The 17,883-nt window shown below is 70.6% G+C and carries 15 protein-coding genes; 9 read left to right on the top strand and 6 right to left on the bottom strand.

Translation table 11 applies throughout. The annotated features are described in order from the left end of the window. Position 1 precedes the first annotated feature (1 nt). Positions 2–913 carry a type II secretion system F family protein gene (locus tag AB4091_RS03550; RefSeq protein WP_442290354.1) on the top strand — a complete coding sequence of 304 codons (912 nt, stop codon included), beginning with the start codon at positions 2–4 and terminating at the stop codon, positions 911–913. After that, positions 910–2,418 carry a hypothetical protein gene (locus tag AB4091_RS03545; RefSeq protein ID WP_442290353.1) on the top strand — a complete coding sequence of 503 codons (1,509 nt, stop codon included), beginning with the start codon at positions 910–912 and terminating at the stop codon, positions 2,416–2,418. The genes AB4091_RS03550 and AB4091_RS03545 overlap by 4 nt, the downstream gene beginning before the upstream one ends. Positions 2,419–2,507: 89 nt before the next feature. Here AB4091_RS03545 and AB4091_RS03540 read toward each other — a convergent pair whose 3' ends face one another. The 3 genes from AB4091_RS03540 to AB4091_RS03530 all read right to left on the bottom strand — a co-directional run bounded on the left by AB4091_RS03540 (position 2,508) and on the right by AB4091_RS03530 (position 5,407). After that, positions 2,508–3,056: an NADPH-dependent FMN reductase gene (locus AB4091_RS03540; RefSeq protein WP_442290352.1), complete on the bottom strand. Its 549-nt coding sequence runs from the start codon at positions 3,054–3,056 to the stop codon at positions 2,508–2,510. 104 nt (positions 3,057–3,160) lie between these two features. Beyond that, complete coding sequence (locus tag AB4091_RS03535; RefSeq protein WP_442290351.1) at positions 3,161–4,969, bottom strand: DEAD/DEAH box helicase; 1,809 nt, start codon at positions 4,967–4,969, stop codon at positions 3,161–3,163. Positions 4,970–5,083: 114 nt separating this feature from the next. Next, the gene (locus AB4091_RS03530) at positions 5,084–5,407 is read right to left on the bottom strand and encodes a hypothetical protein (RefSeq protein ID WP_442290350.1); all 324 of its coding nucleotides are present in this window, start codon (positions 5,405–5,407) and stop codon (positions 5,084–5,086) included. A 61-nt stretch (positions 5,408–5,468) separates the two neighbouring features. On the opposite strand from AB4091_RS03530, the gene AB4091_RS03525 reads away from it, so the two are divergent. Next, the gene (locus tag AB4091_RS03525) at positions 5,469–6,707 is read left to right on the top strand and encodes a DUF222 domain-containing protein (protein WP_442290349.1); all 1,239 of its coding nucleotides are present in this window, start codon (positions 5,469–5,471) and stop codon (positions 6,705–6,707) included. 341 nt (positions 6,708–7,048) lie between these two features. On the opposite strand, the gene acs is transcribed toward AB4091_RS03525, so the two are convergent. Next, positions 7,049–9,043, bottom strand: coding sequence for an acetate--CoA ligase (gene acs, locus AB4091_RS03520; RefSeq protein ID WP_442290348.1), 1,995 nt, complete (start codon positions 9,041–9,043; stop codon positions 7,049–7,051). 312 nt (positions 9,044–9,355) lie between these two features. On the opposite strand from acs, the gene AB4091_RS03515 reads away from it, so the two are divergent. After that, positions 9,356–10,177, top strand: coding sequence for a lysophospholipid acyltransferase family protein (locus tag AB4091_RS03515; RefSeq protein WP_442290347.1), 822 nt, complete (start codon positions 9,356–9,358; stop codon positions 10,175–10,177). Between the two features lie 57 nt (positions 10,178–10,234). Here AB4091_RS03515 and trpS read toward each other — a convergent pair whose 3' ends face one another. Continuing rightward, on the bottom strand, positions 10,235–11,428 hold the full coding sequence (gene trpS, locus AB4091_RS03510) for a tryptophan--tRNA ligase (RefSeq protein ID WP_442290346.1): 1,194 nt from the start codon (positions 11,426–11,428) through the stop codon (positions 10,235–10,237). A 183-nt stretch (positions 11,429–11,611) separates the two neighbouring features. Further along, complete coding sequence (locus tag AB4091_RS03505) at positions 11,612–12,541, bottom strand: hypothetical protein (RefSeq protein ID WP_442290345.1); 930 nt, start codon at positions 12,539–12,541, stop codon at positions 11,612–11,614. 53 nt (positions 12,542–12,594) lie between these two features. Between AB4091_RS03505 and AB4091_RS03500 the strand changes: the two genes are divergently transcribed. The 5 genes from AB4091_RS03500 to AB4091_RS03480 all read left to right on the top strand — a co-directional run bounded on the left by AB4091_RS03500 (position 12,595) and on the right by AB4091_RS03480 (position 17,882). Continuing rightward, positions 12,595–13,482 (top strand): hypothetical protein, encoded by an 888-nt coding sequence (locus AB4091_RS03500; protein WP_442290344.1) that lies wholly within the window; start codon positions 12,595–12,597, stop codon positions 13,480–13,482. 777 nt (positions 13,483–14,259) lie between these two features. Then, the gene (locus AB4091_RS03495; protein ID WP_442290343.1) at positions 14,260–15,060 is read left to right on the top strand and encodes a hypothetical protein; all 801 of its coding nucleotides are present in this window, start codon (positions 14,260–14,262) and stop codon (positions 15,058–15,060) included. A 16-nt stretch (positions 15,061–15,076) separates the two neighbouring features. Then, entirely contained in the window at positions 15,077–16,294 is a 1,218-nt protein-coding gene (locus AB4091_RS03490; protein ID WP_442290342.1) for a TadA family conjugal transfer-associated ATPase, read from the top strand. Continuing rightward, entirely contained in the window at positions 16,291–17,259 is a 969-nt protein-coding gene (locus AB4091_RS03485) for a hypothetical protein (protein WP_442290341.1), read from the top strand. Before AB4091_RS03490 ends, AB4091_RS03485 begins: the two co-directional genes overlap by 4 nt. Beyond that, positions 17,256–17,882, top strand: a complete 627-nt coding sequence (locus tag AB4091_RS03480; protein WP_442290340.1) for a type II secretion system F family protein — start codon at positions 17,256–17,258, stop codon at positions 17,880–17,882. Before AB4091_RS03485 ends, AB4091_RS03480 begins: the two co-directional genes overlap by 4 nt. Position 17,883 lies beyond the last annotated feature (1 nt).

Here is a 17,883-nt window from a genome sequence, read left to right as displayed (position 1 = left end):
CGTGAACATTCTCTACATCGGCACCGGCCTCGTCGGCCTCGCCGTCATCTGCTTGGTGCTCTCCGTCGGTGGGGGCTCAAGTGAACCAACAGGTGTCGCCAAGTCGCTCCTGATGGTCGACGGAATGGTAGATCAGCGAACCGTCGTCAAGAACGAGCTCGGCACCAGAGACCGCCTGATCGTCCCGATCTTCCAGGGAATGCACTCGCTCGCGGGAAAGCTGTCGCCGACCGGCGCCGAAGCACGGCTCGCGACGTTGCTGGACCGGGCGGGCAACCCCACCGCGTGGTCGGTCGAGCGGATCATGGGGCTGAAGGGGGCGGCCCTGCTGGTCGGCGCTCTCTTGGGAGGAGCGTACGGCGGCATGTCGGTCAAGGGCGTTCTCTTCGCCCTCATCGGAGCCGCTGTGTTCTTCTTCCTGCCCGACCTGCTCATCTACAACCTCGCGCTGAAGCGGCAGGAGGAGACCGGCAAGTCTCTGGCCGACGCCCTCGACATGCTGACCGTCTGTGTCGAGGCCGGCCAAGGATTCGACTCGGCCCTTCTGCAGGTGGCGCGCAATGTCGAGGGGCCGATCTCGGGCGAGTTCGCCCGAGTGCTATCCGAGATCCAGATCGGCAAATCCCGCGGCGAGGCCTTCTCCGCCATGGGTGACCGAGTCACGCTGCCCGAGGTCAAGAACTTCATCACCGCGTTGGTGCAGGCCGACCGACTCGGTCTCCCGATCGCCGGCGTCCTGCGCGAGCAGACGGCCACGATGCGACTGGCCAGGAGGCAGAAGGCCGAGGAGAAGGCACAGAAGGTGACGGTGAAGATCCTCTTCCCGCTCATGCTGTGCATCCTTCCCGCACTCTTCATCGTCATCATCGGACCCGGTGTCATCCGACTGATGCACACCCTCCTCGGCATGTGAGCACCCATTGGGGGGGCGTTGCGCTCGTCCCTCGGATCGGCAACGAGACCGCGTCCGGCGCCGACCTGGGTTCCCAGAGCATGTGGAAAGGCGTGCTCGGGCCCGTGCTCGTATTCGGCGTTCTGGCCGCGTTGAGGCTGCCTTGGTTGCATGCTCCTCTCGTCACCCAGGACGAGGGGATCATCGTCCTGTATGCGCAACAGATCCTCGACGGGCGACTGCCGCAGCGTGACTTCTACACGGTCTATGGGCCGGGCACCTTTGGTCTGACGGCAGGCGCCTTTGCCCTGTTCGGAAGTGAGCTCGTGGTCGAGCGGCTGGTCGGGCTGGCTTTCCAGGCGCTCATGGTGGGTGGCGTCTACCGCCTCGCGTTGAGTCGCGGCCGCGCCGTGGCAGTCGGGGCCTCGCTCGTCAGCGTGCTGTGCCTCACGCCGCTCGGACTCGCTGCTTACGCCTGGGTGGGCGGCCTCGCCTGCATAGTGTGGGGGCTCGTGCTCCTGCAGGGACGGACGCGCCTCGCTCCGGCGTTCGCCCTGCTGGCGCTCTGTGCGATCTTTCGTCCCGAGATGGCGCTTCCCGCGCTTGCTGCCGGCATGCCGTTCCTCACGTCATGGGCTGCCGTGCGGAGAGCCCTCATTGGTGTCTCAATCGGCGTGGCGCCCTCCTTGGCGTTCTACCTGACCTGGGGCCAACGCATTTTCGCCAATGCCGTTCTCGAGCGAGGCCTCGTCAACGCGAAGCACGAGCTCGGCGGCGCCGTCGTCGTCATCCTCGCGGTGGCTGGCGCGATGGCGGCGGTGCTCGTGTTCGCTGCCTGGCGTCGCCGGACCTCGGAGAGCATCTCGCGTGCCCTTCTTGTCCTGCTCATGCTTCCCCAACTCGTGCAACGTACAGACCTCGATCACTTCGCTTACGTAGCAGCCATCGCGGCCCCGTTGGCCTTCGTTACCCTGACGGGCCCTGCCGCCACGGGGGCGACTGCAGCGGTTCATTTGCGCTGGCTCGCACTCGTCGTCGGTGTCGCCGCTCTTGTCGTTCCGTCACGCTTCGCAGGATCGACCTCGACGACGACCGCGTACGAGGTTGCCGGCCGCGCGGTGGATGTCGACGTCAACGCCGTTCCTGCTCTGGACACCCTTCGTCGCTCGGTCCTCGCCGTGGCACCACATGGAGCCAAGCTCTTCATCGGCACCCAGGACATGCGCTTACCGTCGGTGACTCCAGTTCAGCTCTACTTCCTCTTCCCGGAGCTCCGGGCCGACGCGTACTACCTCGAACTGCCGATCGGCATTTCGCCCACGGTGGGTCGACGCATCGCGGATGACGTGCGCAACGCGGATGTGCTTCTGCTGTCGCGATTCCCTGCCGACATGGCGCACCGCCTCAACCCGTACGTGCCACTGGGCCCCCGCGACGCCGACGACGCCGTGCGTGCTGGATTCTGCGTCGCGGGCGGCTCTGCGGAGTTGCAGATCATGGTCAGGTGCGCGAAGTCCGCGCGGTGATCGAGCCACGAGCGCAACTGCGGGCGCGCCCGATGGAGGCGCGCCCGCAGGAAGCCCGGACCCGACGCCCGGACAAGAGAGAAAGGCGGTCAGCCGGCGCTGACGGAGTCGAGGTCGGTGACCTTGGACCCGAGCGCCTCGAGCAGACCGGCCAGCTCGGCACGGCGCTCCGCCGTGACGTCGAGCTCACCCTCGGGCGAGATGTCCTGCGTGAAGACGAGGCCGGTCGAGCCGACGACGTCGGCCTTCACGTGCTCGAGCACCTTGGTCAGGTCGGCGGTCGCGTCGGACGCGCCGGTCCAGCCGTAGCCGACGAGGGCGATCGGCTTGCTGTCCCACTCGGCGAACAGGTAGTCGATGGCGTTCTTGACGGGAGCCGGGAAGCTGCGGTTGTACTGCGGCGTGACGACGACGATCGCGTCGGACTCGAAGACCTTCGAGGCCCAGTCCTTCGTGTGGGGCTTGGCGTAGTTGCCGTTCTTCGGCATGTCCTCCTCGTCGAAGAAGGGCAGCGTCGACAGGTCGAGCAACTCGACCTCCCACGCGTCGGCGGGGGCCTGGGCGGCCACCCACTCGGCGACCTTCGGGCCGATGCGGCCGGGACGGGTGCTGGAGACGATGATGCGCAACTGGTTCACGCTTCAACTAACTATCACGAACGGTTGGGCATTTCCCGACCCACCGTGCTCGGCGTGTGGCCTCTGTCACACCAAGATTTCGTATGCCGGCCGCCTCCTGGCCGTCAGTCCCGGGATCCCTTGCGGTGACCTGCGCCGCTCCGCGGGCCGCGGCGCCCCGCGTCGAGGGCGAGCTCGATGAGCTGGCCCGAGATGCGGGTGCCGCGGAGCCGCTCCATGGCGCCCGGCGGAAGGTTCGCCGGAAGCTCGACGAGCGAGTGGTCGGCGCGGATGTCGATGTGCCCGAAGTCCGACCGCCCGAGGCCGCCCTCGTTGGCGATGGCCCCCACGATCTGGCGCGGCTCGACGTGCTGCCTCCGCCCGACGGCGATGCGGTAGGTCGCGAGCGGGCCGCTGGACCCGCCACGCCCCCCGCGCGAGTCACGCGAGTCGCGCCCGCCACGTCCGTCGCGTTCACCTCTGCCACCGGCACGGTCGCCCCGCTGGCCATCGCGCCGGTCCTGCCGGTCGTCACGGTCGAAGCGTCGGGCCGGGCGCTCCGGCTCGGGCTCGAGCAGCATCGGCTCATCGCCCTGGAGCACGACGGCCAGGGCGGCGGCGACGTCGGCCTCGGGCACGTTGTGCTCGTTGACGTAGTGCGCGATGACGTCGCGGAAGAACTCGACGCGGTCTCCCGAGAGGGCCTCGGTGATCGCGTCGTCGAAGCGGGTCAGCCGAGTCGCGTTGATGTCGTCGACGGTGGGCATCGTCATCGGCACGAGCGACTGACGCGTGGCCTTCTCGATGGCCTTGAGCAGATGCCGCTCGCGCGGGGTGACGAACGAGATCGCGTCGCCGCTGCGCCCGGCGCGGCCGGTGCGTCCGATGCGGTGGACGTAGGACTCGGTGTCGGTCGGGATGTCGTAGTTGACGACGTGGCTGATGCGCTCGACGTCGAGTCCGCGGGCAGCGACGTCGGTGGCCACGAGGATGTCGAGCTTGCCGGACTTCAGCTGGTCGACGGTGCGTTCGCGCTGCGCCTGGGCGACGTCGCCGTTGATCGCCATCGCCGAAAAGCCCCGCGCGCGAAGCTTTTCGGCCAGCGTCTCGGTCTCGTTCTTCGTGCGGACGAAGACGATCATGCCCTCGAAGTTCTCGACCTCGAGGATGCGCGTCAGGGCGTCGACCTTCTGCGGGTAGCTCACCGTGAGATAGCGCTGCGTGATGTTGGGGGCGGTCGTGGTCTTCGTCTCGACCGTGATCTCCACCGGGTCGTTGAGGTACTTCTTCGAGATGCGACGGATCTGCGCCGGCATCGTGGCCGAGAACAGCGCGACGTGCTTGTCGTCGGGGGTGTCGGCGAGGATCGTCTCGACGTCCTCGGCGAAGCCCATCTTGAGCATCTCGTCGGCCTCGTCGAGCACGAGGAAGCGCAGCTGGCTGAGGTCGAGCGTGCCCTTCTCGAGGTGGTCCATGATGCGGCCGGGCGTGCCGACGACGATGTGCACCCCGCGGCGCAGCGCACTCAGCTGCACGCCGTAGGCCTGGCCGCCGTAGACGGGCAGCACGTGCACGCCGGGGAGGCGGGCGGCATACCTCTCGAACGCCTCGCAGACCTGCAGGGCGAGCTCGCGCGTCGGGGCGAGCACGAGGGCCTGGGGCGCCTTCTGCTTGAGGTCGAGCTGGCTGAGGATCGGCAGCGCGAAGGCGGCCGTCTTGCCGGTGCCGGTCTGTGCCAGACCGACGACGTGGCGCCCCTCGAGCAGCGCGGGGATCGTCGCGGCCTGGATCGGCGACGGGTGCTCGTAGCCGACGTCGCGCAGTCCCTTGAGCACGCGCTCGTCGAGGCCGAGGTCGGCGAACGTCACCCGCTCAGGCTGCTCGGGCGGGTCGGTCTGGTCAGGCTGCTCGGGCTGACTGCCTTGATCGCTCACCCCCCGACGGTAGTGGGTCGAGGCGGGTGGGCGACATGGGCTGGGTCGCCCGCGCCCGCTTGCGTATGCCGCCGAGCCCCTTGCGTATGCCGTCGTCCTCCTCCCGGCGTCGGCTCAGTGCTCGGCCACCCATCTCTCGAGCGCCCCGATGCGGGCGGCGAGGCCCTCGACGAGCTGGGTCTCGAGGGCAGACAGCTGGGCGCCTGCGGTCGCAGCCGACTCTGGTGGTTTCGACCGGCGTGACTGGCTCGACGGGGTCGATGGGTCCGTCGGGTCGGACGTGCCCAGCGCAAGCGCGCTGCGGACCATGGTGCGAGCCAGGGTCGAGGGGCCGACGCCGACCTCGGTGGCCCGGGCAGCGAGGGCGGCGAACTCGTCGCTCGTGAGGCGGACGGAGAGGACCTTGGTGCGGTCGGTGGCCTTGCCGGTCTCGGGCATCCGACTCCTTCTTGTGTGACGAAGTAATGCGTTGTCAGTGGTCGACTCTACAGTGATGTCCATGAGCACAGCGGCCGCCATCGAGACCGAGAGTCTGGTCGATGTGCTGCGCTCGATGGCCGACACGCTGCTCGATCTGACCCGCGACTTCCCGACGTGGTCGCTGCCCGAGGCCGCGGTCGGCGAGGTCATCGGGCACGCCCAGCAGGTGCGCCGGCTGAGCCAGTCGCTGACTGCTGTGCTGGCGCGCGAGGCCGACGCGCGTGGTCTTGGGGCCGACGACGGGCTCTCGCGCACCGACTGGCTGCACGCGCAGGTCGCCGGCGATCTCGACGGCCCCGAGGCTGCGGCGGTCGCCCGGGTGGGTGCGGCGATGAACGAGCCGCGCTGGGCCCGACTGGCCGAGCGGGTCGCAGGGTCCGAGGTGTCGGTCGCGCACGCTGCCGCGATCGTCCGGTTCCACGACGACGTGGCGCGCATCGCCGACCCCGCCCACCTGACGTCGATCGTCGACTCCATGGTCGAGGCGTGCGACGTGTTGAGCCGTCGCGAGCTCGCACGGTTGATCGCTCATGCCCGCGCGACGCTGAAGCCGCCGGCCGAGACCGAGTCCGAGGAGGCCGGGCTGCGCCTCGGGCGTTCTTTCCGAAAGGTCCGCTCGTGCGCGGGCTTCTCCGTCTTCGAGCTGCGCCTCGACCCCGAGGGGGCAGCGATCGTCGAGGCCGCAGTCGACGCCCTGTCGCAGCCGCGACCCGACCTCTGCCTCGACGACGGCGTCGGAGAGGTCGACCCGCGCACTCCGGCGACGCGGCGTGCCGATGCGCTCCTCGAGATCGTCGGCCGAGGCGTGGCCGCCCCCGAGGGAGTGACCCGCTCACCGCGCACCACCCTCGTCGTGACGATGTCCCTCGAGGCCCTGCTCGAGCAGGTCCGTGGCGCCGGCCTGCTCGACAACGACGCAGCCCTCTCCCCGTCCGCGGTCCGCCGTCTCGCCTGCGAGGCCGGCATCGTCCCCATGGTCCTCGGGGCGCGGTCCGAGGTGCTCGACCTCGGCTACACCCGCCGGCTGTTCAGCCCCGCCCAGCGCCGCGCCCTGGCGGTGCGTGACGGCGGCTGTTCGTTCCCGGGCTGCACCGTCCCGCCGATGTGGTGCGAGGCCCACCACGTCATCCACTGGCTGCACGGCGGCTGCACCGACCTGTCCAACGGCGCTCTCCTCTGCGGACGTCACCACACCGTCGTCCACCGGAGGCGCCTGACAGCCACCGTCACCGCGACCGGAGTCATCTGGCACGTCTAGCTTCCCCGCCCCAGACCCCGCCACTGAGTGCGGGGCCCGAGGCGCGCCCGACGTCAGCGCCGAGTCGTCCAGAGGCGCTTGCGCCTCGATCGAAAGAACACTCCGTCACCAGTGAGCCGTCCAGAGCCGGAGGCGCCACCACCCCTCAATCGAGAGAACACTCCGTCACCAGTGAGCCGTCCAGCGGCGGAGGCACCGCCACCCCTCGAGAGAGAGGACACTGCGTCACCAGTACGCAGTGCGAGGTGAGCGGCTCGGTCCGCCACGTGGACCGCCCACCTCGCAGCGGGTGCGAGGCGGGCGGCATACGTGCTCGGGTGGGCCGGTGACGACCCTTGGGGTCAGTCCTTCGACATGCCCGTCTTGATGAGGTCCATGACCGAGCTGTCGGCGAGCGTCGTGACGTCGCCGACCTCACGGCCCTCGGCGACGTCACGCAGCAGGCGGCGCATGATCTTGCCGGAACGGGTCTTGGGCAGCTCGCTGACGATCATGATCGAGCGTGGCTTCGCGATCGGGCCGATCTCCTTGGCCACGTGGTTGCGCAGCTCCTGCACGAGGTCCTTGCCCTCACCGGGCTCGTCGGCCTCCTCGACGAACTCCTGGCGCAGGATGACGAAGGCGCACACGGCCTGGCCGGTCGTCTCGTCGTTCGCGCCGACGACTGCGGCCTCAGCGACCTTCGGGTGCGAGACGAGCGCCGACTCGATCTCCGCGGTCGAGAGGCGGTGGCCCGAGACGTTCATGACGTCGTCGACGCGGCCGAGCAGCCAGATGTTGCCGTCGGCGTCGTACTTCGCGCCGTCGCCGGCGAAGTAGTACTTCTCGCCGAACCGTGACCAGTAGGTCTCCTTGTAGCGCTCCGGGTCGCCCCAGATGCCGCGCAGCATCGACGGCCACGGCTTGGTCAGCACGAGGTAGCCGACCTGCTCGGGCGTGGTGAACGGCTGGCCCTCGTCGTCGAGGATCTCGGCGCTGATGCCGGGGATCGGCTTCTGGGCCGAGCCCGGCTCGAGGGTCGTGACACCGGGCAGCGGGCTGATCATGATCGCGCCCGTCTCGGTCTGCCACCACGTGTCGACGATCGGGGCGCGGCCTCCTCCGATGTGCTTGTGGTACCAGAGCCAGGCCTCGGGGTTGATCGGCTCTCCGACCGAGCCGAGCAGCCGCAGCGAGCTCATGTCGAACTTCGCCGGGATGTCGGCGCCCCACTTCATGAAGGTGCGCACGGCGGTCGGGGCGGTGTAGAGGATCGTCACCTTGTAGTTCTGGATGATCTCCCACCAGCGGCCCTGGTGCGGGGTGTCGGGCGTGCCCTCGTACATGACCTGGGTGGCGCCGTTGGTGAGCGGCCCGTAGACGATGTACGAGTGGCCGGTGACCCAGCCGATGTCGGCCGTGCACCAGTAGACGTCGGTGTCGGGGTGGACGTCGTGCACGACGGCGTTCGTGTATGCCGCCTGGGCCAAGTAGCCGCCGGTCGTGTGGAAGATGCCCTTCGGCTTACCGGTCGTGCCCGAGGTGTAGAGGATGAAGAGCGGGTGCTCGGCCTCGAACGGCTGCGCCTCGTGGGTCGGGTCAGCCTTCTCGAGCGCCTCGTGCCACCAGAGATCGCGGTCGTTCCACGCGGTGTCCTGGCCGGTGCGCTTGACGACGAGCACGTGCTCGACCGACGTGTCGCCGTGGTCGAGAGCCGCGTCGACGGCGGGCTTGAGCGCCGAGGGCGCGCCGCGGCGGTAGCCGCCGTCGGAGGTGATGACGACCTTGGCCTGGGCGTCGTTGATCCGCGAGTGCAGCGCCTCGGCCGAGAAGCCGCCGAACACGACTGAGTGCGGCGCGCCGAGCCGGGCGCAGGCGAGCATCGCGACTGCGGCCTCGGGGATCATCGGCAGGTAGATCGCGACGGTGTCGCCCTTGCCCACGCCGAGGTCGGCCAGGGCGTTGGCGGCGCGCTGCACCTCGGCGTGGAGGTCGGCGTACGTGATGTCGCGGGTGTCGCCCTCGGGCTCGCCGACGAAGTGGATCGCCACCTTGTCGCCGCGTCCGGCCTCGACGTGGCGGTCGACGGCGTTGACGCACGCGTTGAGCTCACCGTCGGCGAACCACTTCGCGAAGGGCGGATTGCTCCAGTCGAGCGACTGGGTGAAGGGCGTGCTCCACGTCAGGTACGTGCGGGCCTGCTCGGCCCAGAAGCCCTCGTGGTCGGCGGCCGCCTTGTCGTACAGGTCGGCCGTGCCGTTCGCCTGGGCGGCGAAGTCGGGCTGGGGCGGGAAGGCCAGCCCCTCGTGGACGAGGTTGTCGAGCGTCTCTTCGCTCACGGTGTCACCCTTTCGCATCGACGATGAAGCGGTCGCACCGACCCAGCGCTCGAGGCTGGCGGTACCTGCGACAACTCAAACGCAGGCTAGTTCGCCCTTCAAGAGCGCAGTGAGGCAGGTCTCATGCCTACCGACCAGTAGCCCGCCGAACGGTCAGGGTCCGCGGCCGAACGGTCAGCAGGTCGAGCCCCACCGTCAATCGAGAGAACACTCCGTCACGTGACGGAGTGTTCTCTCGATTGGTGTGGCATCGGTGCGGCTCTGGGTGGCGTCGGTGTGGCCGTGGGGTGTCGGGACATCCGCCGGGACTCGTGGCGTCGAAGATGAGGTGTGCCCGAACGGACCTACCGACTCGTCATCGGTGCGGCGCGCGCCGGCTTCGCCGCACTGGGGCTGCGCATCGACCTCCACGGCGCCGAGCACCTGCCGCGCACGGGCGGAGCCGTGCTCGCGAGCAACCACGTCAGCTCTCCCGACTTCCTGTTCGTCGGGCTCGTCGGCCGCGAACGGGGCCGATACGTGCGCTTCCTCGCCAAGCACGGAGTCTTCCTTCCACCCGTGGTCGGAGACGCGATGCGGGCGATGCGACACATCGAGGTCGACCGGGCGCACGGCGAGATAGCTCTCCGTCACGCCGTCCAGGCGGTGCGCGCCGGCGAGGTCGTCGGCATCTTTCCCGAGCGGACCGTCTCGCACTCGTGGGAGCTGCGCCCGTTCCGACCGGGTGCGGCCGCGGTCGCGACGTGGTGCCAGGTGCCGCTCGTCCCGGTCGCCGTCTGGGGCAACCATCGCATCGGGCGCAGCGGTCGCGGAGGCCGGTTCGGCCTGCGCCGTGGCACCCCGGTCACCATCATCGTGGGTGAGCCGATCCTTCCCGAACCCGATGCCGACCCGTATGCCGTCTCGGAGCAGCTGCGTGCCCGCGTGGCCACGCTGCTCGCGGAGGCTGTGGACACCTACCCGGACCGCCCGAGTGATGATGCCGACCGATGGTGGGTGCCGCGGTCGCGAGGCGGCACCGCCCCGGGTGTCGAGGACGGTCTGCGGATCGACGAGGAGGGCATGCGGCGCGCCGACCTCGCCGCGGAACGACGGGCCCGGCGCTCCCGCAGGCGAGCCCGCGCGGCGGCACGCCAAGCCCGCCGGGGCTGAGCCGGCGCTGAGCGGACTCCGGGGAGCGTGCCACGCCCGCCGGGATGGGTTGGTTGGTCAGTAGCTCATGCCCATCACCGCACGCACCGTCGCGAGGGTGCGCTCGGCGATCTCGTTGGCGCGCGCGTTTCCTTCGTGCAAGACGGTCGTGACGTGTGCCGGGTCGCGGGCCAGGTCGGCCCGTCGGGCACGGTGACCGGCAAGGGACTCGTTGACCGCCTCGGTGACGACCTGCTTCAACATCCGAGCGCCGCCGTCACCGACACGTTCGGCCACCGACTCCGGCGACTCGTCGAGGAAGAGCCCGGCGATGGTCAGCAGGTTGGCAACCGCCGGGCGGCCCTTGGGGTCGAACGCGATTCGCCGTTCAGAGTCGGTGCGTGCAGACCGGATGCGCGCCGCCGTCTCGTCCGCGGTGTCACGCAGGTTGATGACGTTGCCCTTGCTCTTGCTCATCTTGGTGCCGTCGGTGCCGAGCAGCAGCGGCACCTCACCGAGCAGTGCCTCGGGCTCGGGGAACACGCTGTGCCCGGCGGCATACCTCGTGTTGAAGCGGCGCGCGATCGCCCGTGTCTGCTCGAGGTGCGGCAGCTGGTCGCGGCCGACCGGCACGATTCGGCTGTGGCAGAACAGGATGTCGGCCGCCTGGTGCACCGGGTAGGTGAGCAGCAGTCCCGAGAGCGGCCGCCCGTCCGAGAGGGCGAGCTCGTCCTTCACCGTCGGGTTTCGGCGGAGCTCGGCGTCGGTCACGAGCGACAGGAACGGCAGCATCAGCTGGTTGAGGGCCGGCACGGCGCTGTGGGTGAAGATCGTCGTTCGCGCCGGGTCGAGCCCTGCGGCCAGGTAGTCGAGGACGAGTCCGCGGACGTTCGCACCGATCTCGCCGACGGAGTCGCGGTCGGTGATCACCTGGTAGTCGGCGATGACGACAAAGGTCTCGACGCCCTTGTCCTGCAGTCGAACCCGATTGCGCAGGCTGGCCAGGTAGTGCCCGATGTGAAGCGAACCCGTGGGTCGGTCGCCGGTGAGCATGCGGAAGCGCGTCGGGTCGGTGGCGGCGTGGTCGTCGATCAGCGCGTCGAGCACGGCGCTGCGGTCGCGCGCGACGGCATACGTGGCGCTCTCGGTGTCACCGACGTTGACACCTGCGCTGAACGGGGCGGTGACTCTGGCGGTGCTGGCGGTGCTGGCGGTGCTGGCGGTGCTGGCGGTGCTGGCGGTGCTGGCGGTGCTGGTGGTGCTGGTGGTCATGGTGCTCTCCTCTGGGTGTGGTGCCCACGGGAGAGCCCTGGTCGCCTGTCAGTCCTGGGACGCCGGGTGACGTCGGACATGCGAGGAGCCGCCCGTGGGCGGCTCCGGTTCTCGGGTTGGTTCGACTGGCCGCCTCAGCTGGGCAGCCACCACGCGCGGATCGGTGCGACGGTCGAACTCATGTCAATCAGGGTACGCGAGAAGGACGCGTTCGGCGATCAGGGTCACCCACCGGCTCGCCCGTCCGGCTGGTTCGTCGGGCACGTGGGTCCTGCCCGGGTAGGCGCGGCTCGCGCGCCAGCGACCGTCGCGACCGCGTCTCCGCCGGACCATCTCGAGCGCCTCGTCCATGCGAGGATCTCGTGGAATCCCCTCTGCGGCAAGCGAGTCGAGCCCGCGCAGGATGTCGTAGTGCCACCGCGCGGGGAAGTGTAGCCGCGTGAGCTCCGGGTGGATGATCTCACCCGTGCGCTCACTGCGGAGAAGGCGGTGCCGCAGCAGGAACTCCGTGGACGTCGCGAAGGCCTCGCGGAGCTCGGCACGTCGATAGGCGCCACCCGACCGCACGTACTGCGTGATGCCTTCCATGGCGCAGACCGTCGTGTGCACGGACGAGTGGGTGACGCGGGGGCCGGGGCGGTTGTGCCGGCAGTTGAAGCCGCCGTCGATGACGCGCTCGCGCAGCAGGAAGTCGACGACGCTGAGCAGCTGGTCGTCCGTGGCGCCGAACCAGCTCGCATACCGCAGGGCCATGCCGTTGACGCAGGCATCGCTCGGCTTCCGGCGGCCGGACGGGTTGAGGCCGCCGTCGTCCGCCTTCTCGGTGTCGAGGATCAGCCCAACCGTGGCCTGAGCCGCCGGGTGCGTCGGGGACAGGCCCATCTCGCAGAGGTTCAGCAACGTGTAGTGGCTCGACGTCCACTTGGGCTGGTAGAAACCGCGGCCCCAGTGACCGTTCGCGCCCCGCGCGGCCAAGATCGCCGCCCCGGCTCCGTCGCTGACGATGTGTGCCTGGAGCGAGGGGTCGTCGCGCCCCAGCAGGTCACGGGTCGCGACGTAGCGCACTGATGCGTCGCCCTCGAGCAGCCAGGTGAGCACCTCCGACGTGGCCACGATCTCATCGTCGCAGGCCCGCCCCTCGTGAGGGCGACCTTAGGCTGAAGGGCGTGCCAGACCTGACCCGCCCGACCACGCAACCGTCCGTCATCGACCAGCTCGCCGCGTTGACCGAGCTCCCCGACGTGCGCGACCGGGCCGAGGCCGCGCGCGAGGCGTGCACGAAGCTGCGCTTCCACGAGGCGCTCCGCCGGCGCATCCCCGAGGCGTCCGCCGAGTCACGGGTGAGAGGGGCGCAGGCCAGCGCGGCGCTCGACGGCGCCGAGCTGTCCGTCGATGTCGTGCGCGAGCTCATGAGCGGCGCTCGGGCCTGGCCCGACGACCTCGACCCGGGCCTCCGCACGGTCAAGGGCGCCGTCGCCGCCACCGCCGAGAGCGAGCGGGTCGTCGCACTCGTTCGAACGGCACCCCTGCAGGCACTGGCCCGGCTCCACGTCGCCGCCGCCTCACCCGTCGTCACCGATGACCGCCTCGGCCGCCCCCGCATCGACGACGAGGGCTGCACCGAGCTGGTGGACCTCGGGCCGGCCCCGGCCCCACCGGTCGTCGCGGCGCGGCTGGCGTCACTCGCGGACGTCGTGGTCGCGGCGGCGAGCAGCAATCGGGTGCCGGCCGCCGTGGTCGCGGCTCTCGCGCACGCCGAGATCGCCTCGATCCGGCCCTTCGTCCACGGCAACGGACTGGTGGCACGCGCGATGGAGCGTGCCGTCATCCAGGCCCTCGGGCTCGACCCGACGGGCGTCGCGGTCCCAGAGGCCGGTCACGTCGGCGGGGGTGGCCCGGCCTACCTGGGGTCGTTGGCGGCATACGCCCGGGGTGACGCGGCGGGAGTCGGACTCTGGCTCGCGCAGGCGGGGGAGGCGTACGTTCGCGGCGCTGCGGAGGGGGAGAGGATCAGCGACGCGGTGCGGGCGGGTCGGCTGACCCCACCGAGCTGACCCGATCGAGCTGACCCCACGTCTTCGAGCCCGCCCTCCGGATCTGGGTGGAGGCGTTTCGTGCGGGATGTCCACGATGCTGGACAGTTTCTGTGCCCGATCGGGACGTACCCGGAGGTCAGGGGTGTCGCCACGCCGAGGCCGTGGAGTACAACGGTTTCAGGAACCACATCGCCGAGAGGCGTAGATCCGGATCCACGCACGACAGATGTCACGAGAAGACACCGAGTACCCACGCGAGAGCAGTTCCCTTGGAACAGTCCACCTCCGGGCGCACAACCGGAGCGACACTTCGACGATTGCACGCTTGGTAGCCCGGACTTCTCTGGAGGCCCCTCGACCGCGGTCAACCCTGGTCGAGGGGCCTCCGCCTGTGTGGGACCATTTCACGGTTGTGCCTTCTGAATGGAAGCGCTTTCCGGACATTCCGGACACCGCTTGTCGTGTCGTGACAAATCCCGAGAAACAGCAGCGTGTCGCGACATCTCGGTTTGCATTCCGGGGGTCGAGCCTCCACGATTGACGAGGCGCTCCCCTCGCGGGTCGAGCGCCACGCGATCTGGCTCCTCCCCCCCGGTGCCAGTCTCGTGAGGGTGGCCTCCGTCTTCCCCCGGACGGAGGCCACCACATTTTCCGGGCATTTTCGGGGCACTTCTACGGCAGGGTGACGCCGGCCAGTTCCCACGGCTGTCCACACCCCTTGAGGTGCGGGCCCCGTTGTCCACCGGCTTGCGTATGCCGCTGGGCCGGCGCGGGTGACCGCGTGAGGGTTGGCGCATGGGAACCGTCATCGCCTTCGTCCCCGCCACCGGCGGGTTGGGCTCGTCGACGCTCGCCGCGGCCGTGGCCGTGCGGGCTGCGTCCGCCGCTCGCTCGTCCGTGCTCGTCGACCTCGACCCGTGGGGCGGCCCGAAGGACGTGCTTCTCGGGCTCGAGCAGGAGCCGGGTTGGCGATGGCCAGAGCTGTCCGAGGTGGCCGGGGTCGTGGACGGTCAGGGGCTGGCCGACGAGCTGCCCATGGCGTGCGGGGTGCCGGTGCTCACGAGCCAGGGTCCCGCCGTCGCGTCGGCCGGGAGCACCTGGCACGTGGACGGATTCGATGCATGGGTCGACACGGTGCCCGACGTCGTCGCGGGCCTCGCCGACGCGCACGAGGTCACCGTCCTCGACCTGCCGCGTGACGACCGGGTGCTGTCGTCGGTGGCCGTGCTCGTCGACGCCGTCGTCGTCCTGGTCGGCTCGCACGTCCCTCAGCTCGCCGCGGCTGCGGCCATGGTCCCCGAGGTGCGACGCCTGATCGGCAACTTGCGCGAACCGGTCGTGCGCTCGTGGGACGACGCCCCGCTGCTCCCGATCGAGCCCTGGGTGGTGCTGCGCGGCAACCGTGTCGAGCACGAGCTCGAGAGCCTCGTGATGGACCAGCTCGACGTGCCTCTCGTCGCCACGATCGGTGACGACCGCAGGGTTCTGGCCGAGGTGTCCGAGGGGCTGCCTCCGGGGGCCCGCGGGCGCGGTGCCGTCGTCCGGGCGGCCGACGAGCTGCTGCTGCGGCTGATGGCGCAGGCGGTTGCGGCATGAGCGACCGGTGTCTGCGATGAGCCTCAGTCCAGCCGTGTGGCAGCGAGTGCGAGAGGGCGTCTCTCCCGACGGCAGCGCCGTCGCGGCGGTGGCCGCCCAGGAGCAGGGCGCCCTCGGCACCGTGAGGGTTGCCGCGACCCGCTCGGCGCTCGCGGCTCGCGTGCTCGGGGCCGGACCTCTCGACCCCTGGCTCTGCGAACCCGGCGTGACGGACGTCGCCGTCAACGGTGACGGCTCGATCTGGGTCGACCGCGGACATGGCATGGAGTGGGTCGGCGAGCGTCTGGAGCCCGACGAGGCGCGCGGTCTCGCAGTGCGCCTGGCGGGCCTCGCCGGACGACGCCTCGACGACGCCAGCCCGTGGGTCGACGGCCAGCTGCCGTCCGGCGCCCGGCTGCACGCGATGTTGCCCCCGCTCGTCGCCGGCGGCCCGCACATCACGATCCGCGTGCCGCCGAGCGAGACCGTGTCGCTCGATGGGCTGTGCGCTCGCGGCATGATGCCGGCCCTGTGGGAGCCGGTGCTGCGTGCGGCCGTCGAGTCACGTCTCGCCTTCGTCGTGTCCGGTGGCACGGGCGCGGGCAAGACCACCCTTCTCGCCGCACTGCTCGGCTGCATCGACCCGGTCGAGCGCCTCCTCGTCGTCGAGGACGTCCGTGAGCTGTCCGTCGACCACCCGCACCTCGTGCGGCTCGAGGCGCGGCCGGCGAACGTCGAAGGGGCCGGCGAGGTCACCCTGACCACCCTCGTGCGCCAGGCCTTGCGCATGCGCCCCGACCGCATCGTCGTCGGAGAGGTGCGAGGCGCCGAGGTGCGAGAGCTGCTGGCCGCGCTCAACACCGGTCACGAGGGCGGCTGCGGCACCGTTCACGCCAACGCGCCCGTCGACGTCATCGCGCGGTTCGAGGCGCTGGGCGCGCTGGCGGGTCTGGCACCCGAGGCCGTTCGCGCCCAGCTCGCAGCCGCCATCGACCTCGTCGTGCACGTGACGCGCGACCGTGGTCAGCGACGCATCTCGTCGGTCGCCGCGCTGTTCCGCCGCGACGAGTCGCCGACCATCGTCCCGGCCCTGGAGTGGGATGGGCCGGGGCACGCACCGCGCACCGGTCCGGGCTGGCCGGCGCTCGCCGCCCGCCTCGCCCTGCCCAGCGAACTGCCATCGTCGGAGCTCGACGTCGACGTGGCAGTGGCTGACTCGCCGCCGCTCGGGCACTCCTTGCCGGAGGCATCGTGAGGGTCGACGGGGCAACGGCCGTCGCGGCGACGCTGCTCGTCATCGCGGTCCTCCTGTGGCCGCCGGTGCGACGGAGTGGGGGAGCCATGGCTCGGGGCGCGGTGTGGTCCGTTCCGCGGCAAGCACCGGCAGGCCGAGCAGGCCGAGCCGATGCCGAGTCGCTGAGCCTGTGGCACCAGGACCCTGTCGACCTGTTCCGTCGGTGGGCCCTTCGGCGCCGATCGAACGAGCTAGCCGACGACGTCCTCGACCTGCTTCGCGGGGTGGGGCCCGCACTCGACGCGGGGCTCACGCCGACGCGCTCCATCGAGCTGGCCGCCTCAGCGGCGTTGGGGGCGGAACGGGTGGCACGGGCGCGAGAGGCCGCCGCACGATCTCGGCGGGGGCCGGGTCGACGTCGGAGCTCCGGGCGACACGAAGAGTCCGGGCGAGCACCTGGCCGAGGTTCTGGGCCCAGGAGCGGGCGCGGGAGTGGGCATTCGGGCAGGAAGCGCCCCTGGACCCGGATCGCTTCCCGCGGCCCGGTCACGCACGACATCGATCTGCTCGTCGGCAGCCTGCTCGCCGCGGCGGAGGAGGCCCAGGCCCTGTCGCCGATCTGGTCGCAGTGGGCCGCGCGCAGCGGATCCGCCGAGCTCGCGCTGGTCGCGGCTGCCTGGCAGCTCTCCGAGACCACGGGTGCCCCGCTCTCCTTCGCCGTCGACCGTGCCGTGCGCGGGTTGCTCGACGCACGGGCACGTCGCCGGAGGGTCGCCGTCGCTGTGGCCGGACCGCGCGCGACCGTCACGGTCCTGACGGTGCTTCCCCTCACCGGGCCACTGTTCGGCCTTGCCGTGGGCATCGACCTCCGCGACCTCTACCTGGGCTCGTCCCTGGCAACCATCTGCGTCGGGGCGGGCGTCGGCCTCGTGTGGGCCGGACGGTTCTGGTGCACCCGCATGGTCCGTCGTGCGGTGCGGCCATGAGCCCGTGGTCCTTCGTCGCGGCGGCCCTGCTCGCCGTGGCCGTCTTCGTGCTGCTGGGCTCCGACGACCAACCGCTCGAGCCTCATGCCCGAGCAGCATCGGAGGGTTCCGTCGAACGCGAGGGCCGCGCCGACCCCGACGGACGGCCTGACGGCGGGTCCAGATCAGGTCGCAAGACGTCGTCGGAGGTCGGCGACGGTGACGTGTCAGCGGCTCTTGCCCTGCTCGCACTGGCCTATCGCTCGGGCCTGCCCACGTGGGACGTCCTCGAAGCTGTCGCCGACGGACTCGACGGGCCAGCCGCGCGAGACCTCCGCCAGGTCGCCGCCGCACTGCGGTGGGGAGCCGACGAGAGCGAGGCCTGGGCCTCTGTCGGACCTGGCTGGGCTCCCGCCGCTCGCGCTGTCGCCATCGCGCACAGTGCCGGCGTGCCTCCCGGCGCGATGCTGCTGGCCGCCTCCGACGACCTGCGCGACGCCGAGCTCGAACGCCTCGAGCTGTCGGCCGCCAAGGTCGGCGTTCGGCTCGTCGCTCCGCTGGGTCTCGTCCTGCTGCCCGCCTTCTGCCTCACCACCGTGGCGCCTCTCGTCATCGCCCTCGCGGGGGACGTGCTCCGTGGATGAG

The sequence above is a fragment of the Terrabacter sp. 2RAF25 genome (assembly GCF_052115265.1).
Lineage (GTDB): Bacteria > Actinomycetota > Actinomycetes > Actinomycetales > Dermatophilaceae > Terrabacter.
This window is presented reverse-complemented; position numbering and strand designations above follow the sequence as displayed.